The sequence below is a fragment of the Flavobacterium sp. F52 genome (assembly GCF_000278705.1).
GTDB classification, from domain to species: Bacteria; Bacteroidota; Bacteroidia; order Flavobacteriales; family Flavobacteriaceae; genus Flavobacterium; species Flavobacterium anhuiense.
Map to the genome: position 1 here is coordinate 323558 of NZ_AKZQ01000026.1, position 17865 is coordinate 341422.

Sequence of the window (17865 nt, forward strand, 5' to 3'; positions counted from 1 at the left end):
GCTTTTGTTTTTATTATCAAGTTTATTCCAAGTTTTTTTATACCATTTTCATATCTGTAACAGCCTCTGGTTGTGCTTTTTTAAATGGAACCCATTCTCTATAACTAGCAGACCTCCATAACCATTCAATTGGGCCATAATTGTATTTTGAAAGCCACCATTTGCTAATGAATAGTTGAATAATAAATACAGAAATAGCGAGGATAAAGTAAAACCAATACGGCATTGAATCTGCAATTCCCAATCCAATTCCAGAAAAAATTATACCTGCCAATATATTTTGGCTCATATAATTGGTTAAAGTCATTTTTCCGCCTGCGCTAAAATAGTTGAAAATCGTTTTTAATTTGCCATTTATATACAAGAGGCAGATTGCTGTCGAGATAAATATCATCGTGCATAACACCAGCCAGTATAGCGGATGGAAAATCTTTAAAAAAGGAGCTTTGTAGATTATAGCAATGTTAAACCCGATTCCGATAAGTATGGCGATAGCTAAACTAATAATGCAGACCGATTTTAAAAGTCTCTTTAATTCTGTTAAACGATTGAAAAAGTTTAGTTTTTGAAGCATAAATCCAAAAAGCATACAGCCCAGCATTACATAATGAGCCGTAATGGCATAACCTGGAATAATTATCTGCTCGTAAAACGAAGCAAGCAGATTAAACTTAAAAAAGTCAATCCAATTTCCAGAATGATACAGTTTTAAAAATTCTGGATTTGTTGCAATGGCAGGATGTTCAATTTTAATGCCATTTACATAAGCCATTACAAAAGGAACTGTAAGTACAATTACAGCAGAAATAATAGCTAAAGTTTTGGTAGAGCATTTGTAAAAAAGCAATAATACAAGTCCAAGAAGGGCATAATCCTTTAAGATATCGCCAAGCCAAAAAGCAGAATTAATAAAAGCTAAAATAAATAGCAAAACCATTCGCCAGGCAAAAAAAGCAACAGGATTTTTTCCTTTAGAGGCTACATTGTTAATTAAAATAGCAAATCCGTAGCCAAACAAAAGAGTTAATAATGTCCAAGATTTTGCAGCAAAAAAGTAACGGTTAATAAATTGAAGCACTTGTGAAAAAGCATTGTGCTTAATTTCTTTTTCTATACCAATGTATAAAAAGTCCAGATAATTGCCAATGGCTACACCCAATATAGCCCAGCCCCGAAGTATGTCGACAATTGCAGTTCTTTTGTTCTGCTCGACAGGATGATAAGAATTTGTCATTTGATTGATGTTTTTGTTGTGATTTGATTGATGATTTTAGAATAAACTTGATTATTTTTTAAACGCAATCAAAAGTACATAAATTATACAATCAGTATTTTTTTTCTTACAATAAAATTCAAAAAAAAAACGTGTCATTCTAAAAATAACACGCTTTAAAATCTTTATAGTTTTAGATTATGACAAATGCTCCAGCATATCTTTTGTCATAGTTTCCAAATCAAATTTATGATTCCATCCCCAATCTTTTCTTGCTTCAGCATCATCAATACTTGCTGGCCAGCTGTCAGCAATTTTCTGACGGAAATCTGGATTATAAGTAATTTCAAATTCAGGAATATGTTTTTTGATTTCAGCAGCAATTTCAGTTGGAGTAAAACTCATAGCCGCCAAATTATATGAAGAATGTATTTTGATTTCTTCTGCTGGTGCTTTCATGATATTAATAGTTGCATCAATTGCATCATCCATATACATCATTGGCATTTTAGTTTCAGAAGACAAAAAGCATTCGTATTTTTTATCGGCAATAGCCTTGTAGAAAATGTCAACAGCATAATCTGTAGTTCCGCCGCCTGGAGGAGTAGACCAACTGATTAGGCCTGGATAACGAATACTGCGAACATCAACGCCATAAACATTATGGTAATATTCGCACCATCTTTCGCCAGATTGTTTACTGATTCCGTAAACCGTAGAAGGTTCCATTATAGTGTATTGAGGCGTATTTTCTTTTGGAGTTGTTGGACCAAAAACTGCAATACTTGAAGGCCAGAAAATCTTCTGGATTTTTTTTGCTTTCGCTAAATTCAAAACATGAAAAAGCGAATTCATATTTAAATCCCAAGCAAAAGCTGGGTTTTTCTCAGCAGTTGCAGATAAAAGTGCTGCCATCAGATATACATCTGTAATTTTATGCACTTCAACCAAATGCTCAATCTGATTAAAATCTAAAGCATTGACCACTTCAAAAGGGCCTGAATTAACAACATCAGTATTTAATTTTCTAATATCAGAAGCGATGACATTATCGGTTCCGTATAATTTACGCAGTTTTTGCGTCAGTTCTGTTCCAATCTGACCGCAGGCGCCAATGATCAATATTTTAGGATTCATTTTTTGCTGATTTTTTAGAGACACAAATATAACGTTTTCGCAATTACTTGCGCTTTTTTAAAGGATAAATTATAAATTCAATAATTAAAAAGTTTGTTTGTTATATTATTCTCTTTTTAAGAGTGTGTCTTTGTGCCTTTTTGTAAATCCGTGAATAAGCGCTATTTTATTGGAAAAATCATCAAATGAAATATTTCAATTATCATCCGAATTACCATTAAAAGACAAAAAAATAACCTTGATTTATAGAATCTTTAGCAAAAAACAGAATTCATAATTGTAAATTTACTTCGTAACTTTGTAGCCTAACTATATTTTATCAATGAAATACCAAATATCTCTTTTTCTGCTTTTGACAACTGTGTTATTTTCTTGCCAAAATGAAAATGAAAAACGCCTTGCAGAAAATGCAAAAGAAGCGAAAAAGAAAGAAGCTATTTTTAATAATATAAATAAAGGCTGGACTTTTCTAGATGAGCCAATCAATGAAATCTCAGAATCGCAATTGAATTCTTGGACAGAGTGGCGTGAATTTATAAAAGAAATCGGAGAAAAGCCTAGAAAGACAATTCGTGCATTTCAGAAAAAATCGGCAGCTATTTCTAAAAAGGCGATGGCTTTAAACAATAATATTCCGGCGCAGTTTAACCAGCCTCAGATTAAAAGCCGTATTTCTATTTTGATTACCAAAATCAGAATGCTGGATTTGTTCATCCATTTAAATAACATTCCAGACGATAAAGTGGTTTTTTTAATACAAGAAATCAACAAAGAACTTATTTCGCTGGAGAGACAAATGGATAAAATTGTCGAAAAAGCCAAAATCCCGAAAGAAGAAGGAGAAGAAGATTTCCTTAGAATGTTAGACACAACACGCGCGATTCCGAATTCGGCACCGCCAATAGATCCAAATATACCAAAAGTTGAGTAAAAACGCCTTATATACTACATACGATAATCTGCCAAAAGCAGAGCAGATTGCCAAAAGTTTACTGGAAGGAAATCAGGTAAAAATGAACATCAGCGGATTGTTGGGATCTGCTGTTTCATTTATTATCCGTTCCGTTTTTAGGAAAACAGAACTGCCTTTTTTGATTGTTTTAGACAACAAAGAAGAAGCTGCGTATTACCTAAACGATCTGGAACAAATGATTGGAGAACAAGATGTATTGTTTTATCCAGCTTCATTTCGACGTCCGTATCAAATTGATGAAACCGATAATGCCAATGTTCTGCTTCGCGCTGAGGTTTTAAATCGAATTAATTCTAGAAAAAAACCGGCTGTAATTGTTACCTATCCAGAAGCGCTTTTTGAAAAAGTAGTTACCAGAAGAGAACTAGATAAAAATACTTTAAAAGTGGCTTTGAATGATAAAATTTCAATTGATTTTATCAACGAAGTTTTATTCGAATATGAATTCAAAAGGGTAGATTTCATCACAGAACCCGGTGAATTTTCGGTTCGTGGAGGAATTGTCGATGTGTTTTCTTTTTCAAATGATCATCCGTATCGAATTGAGTTTTTTGGAAATGAAGTAGACAGCATCAGAACTTTTGATGTTGAAACACAATTATCGGTAGAAACACATAAAAAAATCACGATTATCCCGAATGTCGAGAATAAACTTTTTCAGGAAAATCGTGAAAGTTTCTTAGACTATATTGCAGAGAAAACCGTTCTTTTCATTCAAAATACCGAGGGGCTTTTTAGTCAATTAGATAAACAATTTGCAAGAGCAGAAGAAGCTTTTGAGAAATTGTCGAAAGAGATAAAACATGCCACGCCAGAGCAATTGTTTTTAAATCAAGCGTCGTTTATAAAAAGATCTTTAGATTTTTCAGTTGTAGAATTGGCTTCAAGACCCGTTTATAAAACAACTAAGAAATTCGAATTTCATATTCAGCCTCAGCCGTCTTTCAATAAACAATTTGATTTATTGCTGAATAATTTGAGCGATAATCATTTTAACGGATATGTCAATTATCTGTTTTGTTCAAATGAAACGCAGGCGAAACGTTTTCACGATATTTTTGAAAGCTTAGACGAAGCCAATTCAGAAAATATCAGAAAGCAATATCATACCATTGTCTTGCCTTTATACCAAGGTTTTATTGATGAAGAAAATCAGATAACGGCTTATACCGATCATCAGATTTTTGAGCGTTATCATAAATTCAACATCAAAAATGGATATTCTAAAAAGCAAAATATCACTTTAAAAGAATTAACTGCGCTTTCTGTAGGAGATTATGTAACGCATATCGATCATGGAATTGGAAAATTTGGCGGACTGCAGAAAATTCAAGTTGAAGGCAAAACGCAAGAAGCGATAAAACTAGTTTATGCCGATAATGATATTGTGTATGTGAGCATTCACTCGCTCCATAAAATCTCGAAATACAACGGAAAAGACGGAACGCCTCCGAAAATCTATAAACTTGGATCGAACGCTTGGAAGGTTTTAAAACAGAAAACCAAAGCGCGTGTCAAACATATTGCGTTCAACTTGATTCAGCTGTATGCGAAACGCCGTTTGGAAAAAGGTTTTCAGTTTGCGCCAGACAGTTATCTTCAGAACGAATTGGAAAGTTCGTTTATTTATGAAGATACTCCAGATCAAATGAAATCGACTGCAGAAGTGAAAGCCGATATGGAAAGCGATCGCCCAATGGATCGTTTGGTTTGTGGTGATGTTGGTTTTGGAAAAACAGAGGTTGCCATTCGTGCGGCTTTTAAAGCCGTTGACAATAGCAAACAAGTTGCCGTTTTGGTTCCGACAACCATTTTGGCGTATCAGCATTATAGAACTTTTTCTGAGCGATTGAAAGATATGCCAGTTTCAATTGGTTACTTGAACCGATTTAGAACGGCGAAACAAAAAGCGCAGACTTTAAAAGATTTAGCCGAAGGAAAACTAGATATCGTAATTGGAACGCATCAGTTAGTAAACAAAAATGTGGTTTTTAAAGATCTTGGTTTATTGATTGTTGATGAGGAACAAAAATTTGGAGTAAATGTAAAAGATAAACTGAAAACTATTGCAGCCAATGTCGATACATTGACTTTGACAGCAACACCAATTCCGAGAACTTTACAGTTTTCATTGATGGCTGCTCGAGATTTATCGGTAATTACAACGCCTCCACCAAATCGTTATCCGATTGAAACGAATGTGGTTGGTTTTAATGAAGAAATTATTCGTGACGCGATTTCGTATGAAATTCAGAGAAACGGACAAGTTTTCTTTATCAATAATAGAATTGAAAATATAAAAGAAGTGGCAGGAATGATTCAGCGTTTGGTTCCAAATGCTAGAGTCGGGATTGGTCACGGACAAATGGACGGAGCAAAACTCGAAGAATTGATGTTAGGTTTCATGAATGGAGATTTTGATGTTTTGGTGGCAACCACAATCATCGAAAGCGGATTGGACGTTCCAAATGCCAACACCATTTTCATCAATAATGCCAATAATTTCGGACTTTCAGATTTGCATCAAATGCGCGGTCGAGTAGGGCGAAGCAACAAAAAAGCATTCTGTTATTTCATTTGTCCACCGTATTCATCCATGACTGAAGATGCCAGAAAACGTATTCAGGCATTAGAGCAATTCAGCGAATTGGGAAGCGGTTTTAATATTGCGATGAAAGATCTTGAAATTCGTGGTGCGGGAGATTTATTGGGAGGTGAACAAAGTGGTTTCATCAATGAAATTGGTTTTGATACGTATCAGAAAATCATGAACGAAGCGATCGAAGAATTGAAGGAAAACGAATTCAAAGAATTGTATCCAGAGGAAAATGATATTGACACGAAAGAATACGTAAAAGACATTCAAATTGATGCCGATTTTGAGCTTTTATTTCCAGATGAATATATCAATAACGTTTCGGAACGTTTGGTTTTATATAACGAATTGAGCGCTATAAAAGACGAAGCTGGTCTACAGGAATTTGAGAAAAAACTAATTGACCGTTTCGGTCCATTGCCAAAACAAGCTGTTGCATTGTTAAACAGCATCAGAATCAAATGGATTGCAACGAAAGTTGGAATCGAGAAATTGGTCTTGAAACAAGGTAAAATGATTGGCTATTTTGTATCTGATCAGCAATCTGATTATTATCAATCGGTGAAGTTTAGAAATGTCTTGAACTTCGTTCAAAAACATGCGACGCTCTGCAAAATGAAAGAAAAACAAACCGTTAATGGATTACGTTTGTTATTGACTTTTGAAAATGTGAAGTCAATTAAACGAGCTTTGGAGTTGATGGAGTTGTTTGAGGAGTAAAATAAAGTTTGCCACGAATTATACGAATTTCCACTAATCTTAAATTTAATTCGTGAAAATTCGTGTAATTCGTGGCAAACGAAATATAAAAAATTAAGCTTTCTTTATCTTTTATTTAAGAAAAATCTTAGAACTAAAAAGTTTTCTTTGAGTCAAATTTTCAAAGACAACTTTATATGCAAAACCAGCTTATTCTACTATTTTTATTTTTAGGATTCACTACAATCTTCGCTCAAGAAAAAAATAAAATCGTTTCGAAAGATTCCTTAAAATCAAAAACAATTGATCCGCTACGTCCTGCAAAAGCAGCATTTTATTCGGCAGTATTGCCCGGTTTAGGACAAATTTACAATAAGAAATATTGGAAGATTCCTTTAGTTTACGGGGCAATTGGCACGAGCACTTATTTTTATATTGATAATCAGAAAAAATATAATCTATACAGAGACGAATATAAAAATAGACTTGAAGGTAAAAAAAGCGATTCTGAATTTTTAGCACGTTTATCAGAAAGCCAATTGACAACTGTTCAAAAAGAATATCAACGATACAAAGATTTATCAGCTCTATTTATAGTCGGATTCTATGTTTTAAATATTATAGACGCAAATATAGATGCTGCTTTATCACAATTTAATGTTGATGAAAGGTTGGCATTTAAACCTGCTGTTATAAAAAATGATATCACATTGAATACTAATTTTGGGTTTGCTCTAAATTACTCTTTTTGATATTTGTAAAAAAAAATCACTCCGAAGAGTGATTTAATGGCATTATTGTGGTTTTGGTTAGATAATTGTATCGTCAATTTGAAAAAAGTAGTGTTGATTTTAATTCTAACAAGCCACTTTCTTTCAAAACAATTTAATTCAATATTAGTTCGGCTGTACAGTCAAAAATCTCTCTTGTTTTTTGATGTGTTAGCAAATATATAAAAATATTATTCGTAATAAATTATATTTAAAAAAACTTAATTCGGATTTTTTGTTGGTTTTTTATATAAAAGACGTAAAATGCAGTGTAAAGTGGCCTTTTGCAAGTAAGTGTCATATTGACGCTTTTGCAGAAATAAAATTTATTTTAGGACTGTCTTTTGAGAATATTCTTATTTGATAAAAATGAAATTATACTTAGACGTTATTTTACTCAAAAAAAATCCTTTCATCTTTCATTAAAAAGATAAAAGGATTTTGTGTTATAAAGAAGAACCAAACGATTCTTAATATCTTATTTAATTTAGTTTTTCAAGTCTTTAATTACTTTAAACGCTACATCAACTTGATCTTCTCCAACTAAAATGGTAAACTCATTTGAAGTCGAAATTACCTCGTTAATGATAATTCCTTCCCAAGCCAAACGTTGGAAAATGAAATAGTAAATACCAGGAACAACAATGTTTTCTTTAGGTAATTTTACAGTGATAGAAGCTAAATTATCTAATTTCTGAATTAATTTTTCTCTCATAAAGTGTTTTTCAACTAAATGATTTACACTGCTGCTTACTACAATATTGGTTTCATTTACTCCACGAGATGAGGTGTAAAAAATATCCGATAAAGCGTTAATATCCGAAATTAAATCTGCTTGTTTGTTTAAGACAGTTTCAGATGCTGCGAAAGTGTAATCTGTAAGTTCAGAACGAACGGTGATTTCACCTATATTTTTTATTACTTTATTGATTTTGTGGTTCAGTTTAAAATCTAGTTCTTCCGTCAGTCGTTTTAAAGACATTACTACAGCGCCTTGTTTTACTTCTTTTCCAAACTCACTTTCTAATTCGGTCATAATATTTCGCGAAAGTGATGTTAGGTTAATAATTCCGAGAGACAGGGCATTTAATAAAAATGGTTTTGTTTTAATGTAGTTTTCTACAATAGAAGAAACAGTTTTCATAATTCTTTTTTTTTTTTTGGTAACAGTTGAGTTGGTTTGTTAATTTAACATTGCGATGTTATAATTCTTTGCAAATATAAATAAAAAAACAAATTGTTACAATTATAACAATAAAAAATTATGTTAAAAGTGATAAAAAGCGTCAGTAAGATGTTCAATTGCAAATGATTCCCCATTTTTATGGACCGCAATGATGTCAAAACGGATTTCTAAATCTTCCTGAAAATCCTTTTCCCTATCGTTTATGTAGGCATTTACTGCTTTAATGAGTAATTGAATCTTTTTTTGCTTGACAAAATCTTGTGGAGAACCAAAATCTAAACTCGAACGGGTCTTAACTTCAATAATGGCTAAAATGGAATCTTTTTGCGCAATAATATCTATTTCTGCTTTTTGGATAACAAAGTTTCGTTCTACAATAGAATATCCGTTTTCTTCAAGATATGCAGCCGCGAGATCTTCGCCTAATTTTCCTAAATCATTATGTTCTGCCATGGGTTTTGTTTTTTTGTTTCAGGTTTCAAGTTTCAAGTTTTTTGCATGCAAAGACGCGAAGGCACAAAGAGTATTAAAAACTTTGCAACTTCGCGTCTTTGCGAGATTTTATGTGGTATTTAGATCTCCTTAAAACAAGGAGTGATGTGGTATTATTTTTTAAAAGTAACTGTACTTCCAGAAGCAGTAACTTCCATCGTAACGATATTTCCCATAATGAGAGCTCTGTTGTCTCTAATGTGTCCTGCTGGGAAATTAAAAATAACCGGAATATTGTATTTTTTGGTTACGTCATCTATAATTTCCAAAGCATTTTTCCCCCACGGCACTTCATTGTCTTTCATGCTCGTCATGCCTCCAATGATAATTCCTTTAAGGTTTTCAATGCACCCGTTGCGTTTTAAATTCATCATCATACGGTCAATATGGTACAGATATTCATCTAAGTCTTCTATAAATAAAATTTTATCCTTGCAGTCAATTGCAGATGGAGATCCTAATAAACTATATAGGATAGATAAATTACCTCCAACCAATTCACCCGTTGCGCTTCCTAAACGGTTCATTGGAGATGGGCTGATTGAGTAAGAAATTGGTTCGTTAAATAAAGCTGCTTTTAATGAGCTTACGGCATCTGGAGTTGCTCTGGGAACTGTTACTGGCATGATACCATGAATAGATTTATAACCCATTGTATTCAAATGATTATGGAGAACGGTTACATCACTAAAACCAATGACCCATTTTGGATGCTGTTTGAATTTAGTAAAATCTAATAAATCTAACATTCTAACAGTGCCATATCCGCCTCGAACGCACCAAATTGCTTTAATATTTGGATTGTCTAATTGTTTTTGGAAATCGGCAGCTCTCTGTTCATCTGTTCCTGCCAATTGATGATAATCCAAACCAATTGTTGATCCGATTACAGCTTCTAAACCCCAGCTGTGCAATAAATCTATTGTTGGTTTTAAGTTGTCATCGATATTTTTTCTTGCTGTTGCTAAAAGTGCTACAGTATCTCCTTTTTGTAAATAAGGCGGTGTTATCATGTTTTGTTGAGATTGACAGTTGAATGATTCTAAAGCAAAAATAAGAAATGCGAGTTGAAACAGAATATTTGGCTTCTTAGTATTTAAAAGGTTTTTCATGATCATCATTTGCTTCTTTTCATTTGTATGAAAAAACAAATATAGAAATTTTAGATTTTAAATTTATTTGAAATTTCTTACAATTAAATAAAAAAGAGTAATATTGGAATGTTTTTTAAAATACTAAACAATGCACTTTTTCAGAGCCTTTTTAATAGTTCTATTTTTTTCAATTCAAACGCAATCTCAATCCAAAAAGTATAAAATACACACAGTAGCTTTTTACAATTTCGAAAACCTGTATGATACTGTTGATGATATATTTACAAACGATGATGAATGGACACCAAATGGAGCACAGCATTGGACAACAGAAAAATATCAGCAAAAATTAAAAAACCTAGAAAGAGTTTTATCTGAAATTGGGACACCTGAAAATTCAAATGCGCCCACTTTAATAGGAGCAGCAGAGGTCGAAAATAGAAATGTTTTAGAAGATTTAATAAAGGAACCAAAACTGCAGTCATTGGATTTGGGAATTATTCACTTTGATTCACCAGATAAACGCGGTATCGATGTGGCTTTGCTTTATCAGAAAAAGTATTTTAGACCTACTTCTTATTCGAATATTCCTTTAATTATTTATAAAAAAGAAATTTCACAAAAAGAAGAAACGGAAGTTTTAGACGATGAAATTGAAGTTAAAAAAGAAAACAAAAATCGTGTTTTTACAAGAGACCAGCTTTTGGTTTCTGGATTTTTAGAAAATGAAGAAATTCATATTATTGTTAATCATTGGCCATCCAGATCGGGTGGTGAAAAGGCAACGACAATGTTTCGTGAAGCTGCAGGAAAATTAAACCGAAAAATTATCGATTCATTACAGCGCATTAATCCGCAAGCAAAAGTATTAACAATGGGAGATTTTAATGATGGACCATTTAATAAAAGCATAAAAGCGGGGTTAGGAGCGAAGGGCTTGAAGACAGAAGTTTCAGAATTTGACGTTTTTAATCCGTTTGAAGAACTTGCCAATAAAGGTTTAGGAACTATTGCGTATCGTGACTCTTGGAATATTTTTGACCAGATTATCATGACTGCTTCTTTGGTTAAATCGGATTTTTCGAGTTTTAATTTTTGGAAAGCAGGTATTTTCAGCAGACCTTATCTTATTCAAAATTCAGGTGCATATAAAGGTTATCCATTACGAAATACACTTAGTGAAGCAGGTTTTAGTGATCATCTTCCAGTTTATGTGTATTTGATAAAAGAATTTAAATAAGTACTCAGTCTCAGTCGCAGTATTCAGCCACAGTAAAACTGAAAACTGCGACTGAGACTGAATACTTTTCACTACCTTAGCTTTTCATAAATTTTGAATAAAAATGGCTATAGCAAAACCTTTTAACCTGACGCAATGGATTGACGAAAACCGTCATTTACTTAAACCGCCTGTTGGAAATAAAAATCTTTACGTAGATTCTGGAGATTATATTGTAATGATTGTGGCGGGACCAAATGCAAGAAAAGATTATCATTATAACGAAACAGAAGAACTTTTTTATCAGTTAGAAGGAAGCATAAAAGTGGTAATTCAGGAAGATGGCCAGCGTAAAGAAATGGAATTAAATGCGGGCGATATGTATCTACATCCAGCAAAAGTCCCTCATTCTCCTGTTCGTTCAGAAGGCTCTATCGGACTTGTAATTGAGCGTAAACGTGCCGGACAAGGTTTTACAGATGGTTTGCTTTGGCATTGTGACAATTGCAATCATAAATTGTACGAAGTGTATTTTGAACTTCATAATATCGAGAAAGATTTTCTGTCTCATTTTGAACATTTTTACAATTCTGAAGAGCTAAGAACTTGCGATAATTGCGGAACTGTTATGGAAACTGATTCTAGGTTTGTGGCGAAGAAATAAAAAAACAAACCCGACAAATTTTAAACTTGTCAGGTTTGTTTTTGATTTATAATTCTAATTTTTTCCCCTGTTCAGGATAGATAATCTTCAAGCCTAAATCATTTTGAGCTTTTAACTGCTCTTTTATTTTAGCAATATTCTTTGCAGGCGGTTTCAAATGTGTGATGATAATTTTAAAGTTTTCAAGAGAACCTTTTCCTGCTAAATCTTCTAGGACATGAAGTTCTTTCATTAAATAATTCGGAGTCAAATGACCAAACAAAAATTTATCAGGTTGTTCGTTGGGAAACGAAACTTCAATAAAAATTCCTTTCAATTGTTTGGCCTTTACCAATGGAGCGATGGCTGTCCATAAATCGCGAAGATTATTGCTTTTTTCTACTTCATCTGGTCCTGTATCGCCTAAATATAATGCATAATCATTCTCATTTTTAATTAAGAAAGCGGTACTCTCAAACGGATTAACATGGCTAAGAGAAAAAACTTTAACCGTCATCTTGGTATTACTTAAAGAAGTTTCTTCTCCCAGATTCAAAGTCTGAAAATGGTATTTTTTTAAAGGAAAACCAGGACCTGCATCTCCAAAATTAGCCCAAGTCTGATCGTTGAAATAATGGTTTTCCATCATTTCCATACATTTATTCGTTGTATAAACCGTTTTAGAAGAATCGGCAGGAGAGTTTATAATCAAACCCGAAACATGATCCAAATGTGCATGAGAAATCAAATATCCTTTGATGTATTTGCGTAAAACTTCGCTTGTAGAAACTTTAAAAGTTTTCTTTTCAATAGCTTTTTCGATTCCAGCGTTTACAGTTCCAGCGTCAAGACAGATATAATCGGTTGTGTTTGATGGAGCGATTAAATAAGCTGAAAGATTTTTTTCATCAATGCCTCCCATTACTCCTAATGGAACTACTGAAAAGGAAGTTTTTGCTTTTTGAGAAAATATATTGGTTGTTACTAAAAGAAAACAAAGGAGAAGCCTAATGTAAGAGTTCATATTTTTAATTTTAAGTAATGCAAATTTCATTAAATAAATTCAATATTGAAGTTTGTTTCTGTTAATACTATAAAATAAACTTAAATTTACTTTCATTTATGAATTAACTTCAATGGGAAATTAATTCGAAAACAATATCTTTACATAAAAATATAACAATTTTAACTAAAAAAGTTACAATGACAACAATAGCATCGCAATTTGGAATGAAGGAAGCTCTTGAAAAATTGGGCATCAAGACAATAAATGAAGGAACATCAACAGGAATTAATAATTTTTCATCTGGAGAAATTCTAGAAAGTTATTCGCCAGTTGACGGAAAATTAATTGCTTCGGTAAAAATGTCAACAGCAGAAGATTATGAAAAAGCAATCCAGACAGCTGCAGAAGCGTTTAAAACTTTTAGATTGATTCCTGCGCCACAGCGTGGTGAAATTGTACGTCAGTTTGGAGAAAAATTGAGACAAAATAAAGAAGCTCTTGGAAAACTGGTTTCTTACGAAATGGGAAAATCATTTCAAGAGGGTCTTGGAGAAGTTCAGGAAATGATTGATATCTGTGATTTTGCAGTTGGTTTGTCTCGTCAGCTTCACGGATTAACAATGCATTCTGAAAGACCAGGACACCGTATGTATGAGCAATATCATCCGTTGGGAATTGTTGGAATCATTTCGGCCTTTAATTTTCCAGTTGCAGTTTGGTCTTGGAACACAGCTTTAGCTTGGATTTCTGGAGATGTCTGTGTTTGGAAACCTTCTGAAAAAACACCTCTTTGCGGTATCGCTTGCCAGAATATTATAGCTCAGGTTATTAAAGAAAACAATCTTCCAGAAGGAATTTCATGTTTAATAAACGGTGATTATAAAATAGGAGAGTTATTGACTGCTGATACTCGAATTCCGCTTATTTCTGCGACAGGTTCAACCAGAATGGGAAAAATTGTTGCTCAGACTGTGGCAGGAAGATTAGGCAAATCATTATTAGAACTTGGAGGAAACAATGCTATTATTGTGACTCCTGATGCCGATATTAAAATGACCGTTATCGGAGCTGTTTTCGGAGCTGTTGGAACGGCTGGACAACGTTGTACTTCAACTAGAAGACTGATTATTCATGAAAGTATTTATGATAAGGTAAAAGATGCATTGGTTGCAGCTTACAAACAGTTAAGAATCGGAAACCCGCTTGACGAAAATAATCATGTTGGGCCACTAATTGACACTCACGCTGTGGAAATGTATGCAGCGGCTTTAAATAAAGTTGTAGCCGAAGGCGGAAAAATTTTAGTTGAAGGAGGAGTGCTTTCTGGACAAGGTTATGAAAGCGGCTGTTATGTTAAACCTGCGATTGCTGAAGCTGAAAATTCATTTGAAATTGTTCAGCATGAAACTTTTGCACCTGTTTTATATTTAATTAAATATTCAGGCGAAGTAGAGAATGCAATCGAAGTTCAGAATGGTGTTGCACAAGGACTGTCTTCTGCAATTATGACGAATAATTTGCGTGAAGCAGAAAGATTTTTATCTGCTACAGGTTCAGACTGTGGAATTGCAAACGTAAATATCGGAACTTCTGGTGCTGAAATTGGCGGTGCTTTTGGTGGTGAAAAAGAAACAGGAGGCGGACGCGAATCTGGTTCTGATGCTTGGAAAATTTATATGAGACGTCAAACTAATACAATCAATTATACTACAAATCTTCCATTAGCGCAGGGAATTAAATTTGATTTGTAATTGTGTTATTATATAAAAGAAGAAGGCTTCCAAATTTGGAAGCCTTTTTCGTTAAGTTAGTTTTACTTTTTTATTAGTGTTTGATTAAATGATCCGTCGACAGTATAAATTTTAGCTAGGTAAGTGCCAGGAATTAAACCGCTTGTATCGATACTAGTAGAGTTTCCAGAATTAATTACCAGATTTCCAGAGATATTGTAGATAAGTACTTTTTGCACTTTTTGTTCTGGATCAGATAAGTATAATGTGCTCGAAACAGGATTTGGGTATAAAATTATTTGTGTTTCTGTACTTTCTTTTGCAGTAGTTTCAGTTGCAGTGGCCATTCTTAAAGTGCTGCCACTATAAACTGTACTAATGTAATATAGGTTGGCTACAGAACCTTTTGTGATAGTGTGAGAACCTGCACCGATTGATGCAGTTACAATACCTGCAGATGCTGTGTATGAAACGTTGTCTACTTTAATAGTTCCTGTAAAACTTGAATCGAAAACCAAAGTCAAGGTAGATGCACTAGCTGTTGTATATGTTATGGAGGTACTTGTTTCAATTTTTAGACGCTCAGTAAGAGTTAATCCATTGTAGGTTACAGAACCTGGTGTTGAATTCATGTTTCCTGTAATAGAGTAGAATGTACTTGTCTTTCCAGAAGTTGTAAAGTTATGAATTTCAGATCCGCCAGTAGAACCTGATGTTACCGTAATAGTTCCTGATGCCGTTACAGGAGTTCCCGCAGTTCCTGAAGTTGTTACAGAGTATGAAACATTTGCAGTTGGAGTTCCTGTAATAGTTATGGTTTTTGCAGCTGTATTTTTTACAAAAGATAAACCAGAAGCTGGTAATCCTGTTACAGTTGCGTCTGTAGCGTTTCCGCCCCAAGTAAACACGATTGAAGCGATAGCAGTTCCAGAAGAAACAGTCTGACTATTATTTCCTGTTGAAGTTAAAGTTTGGTTTCCAGCAGCAGTAACTGTTACAGTTCCTGAACCAGTGGCTGGAGAACCACTAGTTCCAGAAGTTGCAATTGAGTATGAAACTGTTGCAGTTGGCGTACCTGAAATGGTGATAGTTTTTGCTGTAGTATTCTTTACAAAAGTCAATCCCGAAGCAGGTAATCCTGTAACAGTTGCGTCGGTTGCATCTCCTCCCCATGTAAATACGATTGAAGAAATTGCAGTACCGCTTGCAACAGTTTGATTGTTGTTTGAAGCAGAAGTCAAAGTTAAAGTCTGCGTTCCAGCAGGCGGATTTCCTTCTCCTTGTACAGCAACTAAAGTTCCAGTATAGTTTGTAAGAGCAGTTTTTAATGCTGTAATAACTAAAGAAGAAGTATCATCTGTAGCATTGTTGAATGTCCATTTTAAATCTCCTCCTGAAACACGTCCTGCATATTGAATAGCTTTAGCTTTAGCTGTTGCTGGACTATCAATTACTAAATTTTTTACATATAAATTCGCATCGGTATCAAAGTTGTTGTAAACATTAGCGCCCGATTTAGATTTTACTGCACTGCTTACCACTTCGCCCCTTGTAGCAGCCACATAAGCATCAAAATCTGTTGTAGAGCTTATTTTTCCAGAGATATTGTACAACGGATTCGGATCATTATAAGCTACAAAACGCATATTATTTGTTCCGTTAGAAGCATCAAAAGTATTGTTGAAAGCTTTGATGCTTCCTCCAGCTTCACCAGAGAATGTTCCCATTGTTCCAGCGTTATTTACTTGATTGGCTTCATCCCAAATATCAGAACCTTGTAAAGAAGTCAGCATTGGGTGTTTGCTATTTCTAAAATAATTTCCTTCCATGAAAAGCGATGATCCAAGAGTTGATCCTGCTCCATATTTAGAAACTCCATCATAATAATTGTTATAAATATGCGCTGAATAATAACGTACACGAGGATGACGAGAATCTGAGTGATCAAACCAGTTATGGTGATACGTGATGTACAGTCCTGAAGTTGTTCCTTCGCTTAAACCTAAAAGGCTTGCTTTTCCATTGTCCCAAAAGTGGTTGTAAGATAATGTGATATAGGTCGAAGTTTTATTGTCAAGTGCACCGTCACCTTTTATCTGGTCAGCATCGCTTCCTGCATTCCCATAGAATAAATCGCAGTTATGAACCCAAACATGGTCATTGTCCTGTTGCATTCCTACGTTATCCCCTGCAGTACTGTTGCAGTTCATAAATCCGAGATTACTTACTTCTATGTTTGAAGCAGATTTCAATCTAACTCCCCATCCATTTGCAACTGCATCATCTCCAATACCTTCAAAAGTAACGTAACTTGAAGCATTGTTTGCGTTTTCGATAACCACGTCGCCACCTTCCATAACGTTCATATCGGTAATATTTCCAATTAAACGAATGATAAAAGGACGTGTATCTTTTCCTTTTTTAATCGCGTAAAGAATATTTTGAAGACCAATGCAAGGATTTGCACTAGCCCCAGTAATATTCATCGAAATGGTATTTTTGGTGTTTTGCGTAATGTAAAGAATTACGGCATTGTCTTTTGGAGTTCCGTCTGCTTTGTATCCTCCCGGAACACGTCCGCCTTCAAATGCAAATCCATTTCTGTCGTGTGCCGACACTGTAAGGCTTCCTGTCGTTGCTCCTGTTCCTTCAGTACCATTTACTACAGGTTTTACTTTTACAGTATAGGTTCCAGCTTTAAGTCCAGGAATATCAGCGCGAAAATAGGAGCCATAACTTCTAATTAGCTGGTCATCTATTTTTTGGTCTGTAAATCCGTTACCCGTATAATACACATTATAGGTCTGGGCACCGCTGACTGGTTGCCATTTTACAAAAGCAGATTCCAGCCAGCCAGAAGCTTCATTAATCTGAATGGTTTGGGCCCATAATTGAACTGTCATAAGAAAGACAGCTACGAAAAGTAGGTTTTTTTTCATAAGGTTTGTTTAAGATAGTTAATAAAATAAGTAAGTGGTTTTACTTACGATTCCAAGTGGTTTAATTGTAATCGATTACACAAAATTATATATTAATTTTTAATAGTATAATTTTTTTACTAAAAAAAAGAGGATAGTTAAATTTTTTAGCTTTTAAAATGTTAAAAA

The 17865-nt window shown here is 34.0% G+C and carries 13 protein-coding genes; 6 read left to right on the forward strand and 7 right to left on the reverse strand.

The genetic code is table 11. The annotated features are described in order from the left end of the window. Positions 1-37 precede the first annotated feature (37 nt). Together FF52_RS12920 and FF52_RS12925 are read right to left on the reverse strand one after the other, a co-directional pair. Positions 38-1234 (reverse strand): DUF418 domain-containing protein, encoded by a 1197-nt coding sequence (locus tag FF52_RS12920; protein WP_008466079.1) that lies wholly within the window; start codon positions 1232-1234, stop codon positions 38-40. 177 nt (positions 1235-1411) lie between these two features. Next, positions 1412-2350, reverse strand: coding sequence for an L-threonine 3-dehydrogenase (locus FF52_RS12925; protein WP_008466080.1), 939 nt, complete (start codon positions 2348-2350; stop codon positions 1412-1414). Between the two features lie 322 nt (positions 2351-2672). Between FF52_RS12925 and FF52_RS12930 the strand changes: the two genes are divergently transcribed. The 3 genes from FF52_RS12930 (at position 2673) to FF52_RS12940 (ending at position 7370) form a co-directional block, all read left to right on the forward strand. Next, on the forward strand, positions 2673-3281 hold the full coding sequence (locus FF52_RS12930; RefSeq protein ID WP_008466081.1) for a hypothetical protein: 609 nt from the start codon (positions 2673-2675) through the stop codon (positions 3279-3281). Next, complete coding sequence (gene mfd, locus FF52_RS12935) at positions 3274-6639, forward strand: transcription-repair coupling factor (protein ID WP_008466083.1); 3366 nt, start codon at positions 3274-3276, stop codon at positions 6637-6639. Before FF52_RS12930 ends, mfd begins: the two co-directional genes overlap by 8 nt. 176 nt (positions 6640-6815) lie before the next feature. Then, positions 6816-7370 (forward strand): DUF5683 domain-containing protein, encoded by a 555-nt coding sequence (locus FF52_RS12940; RefSeq protein WP_008466086.1) that lies wholly within the window; start codon positions 6816-6818, stop codon positions 7368-7370. A gap of 505 nt (positions 7371-7875) precedes the next feature. Here FF52_RS12940 and FF52_RS12945 read toward each other — a convergent pair. The 3 genes from FF52_RS12945 to FF52_RS12955 form a co-directional block, all read right to left on the reverse strand. Beyond that, complete coding sequence (locus FF52_RS12945) at positions 7876-8532, reverse strand: hypothetical protein (protein WP_008466087.1); 657 nt, start codon at positions 8530-8532, stop codon at positions 7876-7878. A gap of 123 nt (positions 8533-8655) precedes the next feature. After that, on the reverse strand, positions 8656-9027 hold the full coding sequence (locus tag FF52_RS12950) for a YraN family protein (RefSeq protein WP_008466089.1): 372 nt from the start codon (positions 9025-9027) through the stop codon (positions 8656-8658). Between the two features lie 152 nt (positions 9028-9179). Next, the gene (locus FF52_RS12955) at positions 9180-10079 is read right to left on the reverse strand and encodes a S66 peptidase family protein (protein ID WP_035691568.1); all 900 of its coding nucleotides are present in this window, start codon (positions 10077-10079) and stop codon (positions 9180-9182) included. A 229-nt stretch (positions 10080-10308) separates the two neighbouring features. On the opposite strand from FF52_RS12955, the gene FF52_RS12960 reads away from it, so the two are divergent. Next, positions 10309-11400, forward strand: coding sequence for an endonuclease (locus FF52_RS12960; protein WP_008466091.1), 1092 nt, complete (start codon positions 10309-10311; stop codon positions 11398-11400). A gap of 103 nt (positions 11401-11503) precedes the next feature. After that, positions 11504-12043 (forward strand): 3-hydroxyanthranilate 3,4-dioxygenase, encoded by a 540-nt coding sequence (locus tag FF52_RS12965; RefSeq protein WP_008466093.1) that lies wholly within the window; start codon positions 11504-11506, stop codon positions 12041-12043. Positions 12044-12089: 46 nt separating this feature from the next. Here the strand turns inward: FF52_RS12965 and FF52_RS12970 are convergent, their stop codons facing one another. Beyond that, positions 12090-13046: an MBL fold metallo-hydrolase gene (locus FF52_RS12970; RefSeq protein WP_035691502.1), complete on the reverse strand. Its 957-nt coding sequence runs from the start codon at positions 13044-13046 to the stop codon at positions 12090-12092. 179 nt (positions 13047-13225) lie between these two features. Here FF52_RS12970 and FF52_RS12975 point away from each other — a divergent pair, with 179 nt between their 5' ends. After that, positions 13226-14779: an aldehyde dehydrogenase family protein gene (locus FF52_RS12975; RefSeq protein WP_008466096.1), complete on the forward strand. Its 1554-nt coding sequence runs from the start codon at positions 13226-13228 to the stop codon at positions 14777-14779. Positions 14780-14841: 62 nt separating this feature from the next. On the opposite strand, the gene FF52_RS12980 is transcribed toward FF52_RS12975, so the two are convergent. Next, complete coding sequence (locus tag FF52_RS12980; RefSeq protein ID WP_008466097.1) at positions 14842-17697, reverse strand: T9SS type A sorting domain-containing protein; 2856 nt, start codon at positions 17695-17697, stop codon at positions 14842-14844. Positions 17698-17865: the final 168 nt, after the last annotated feature.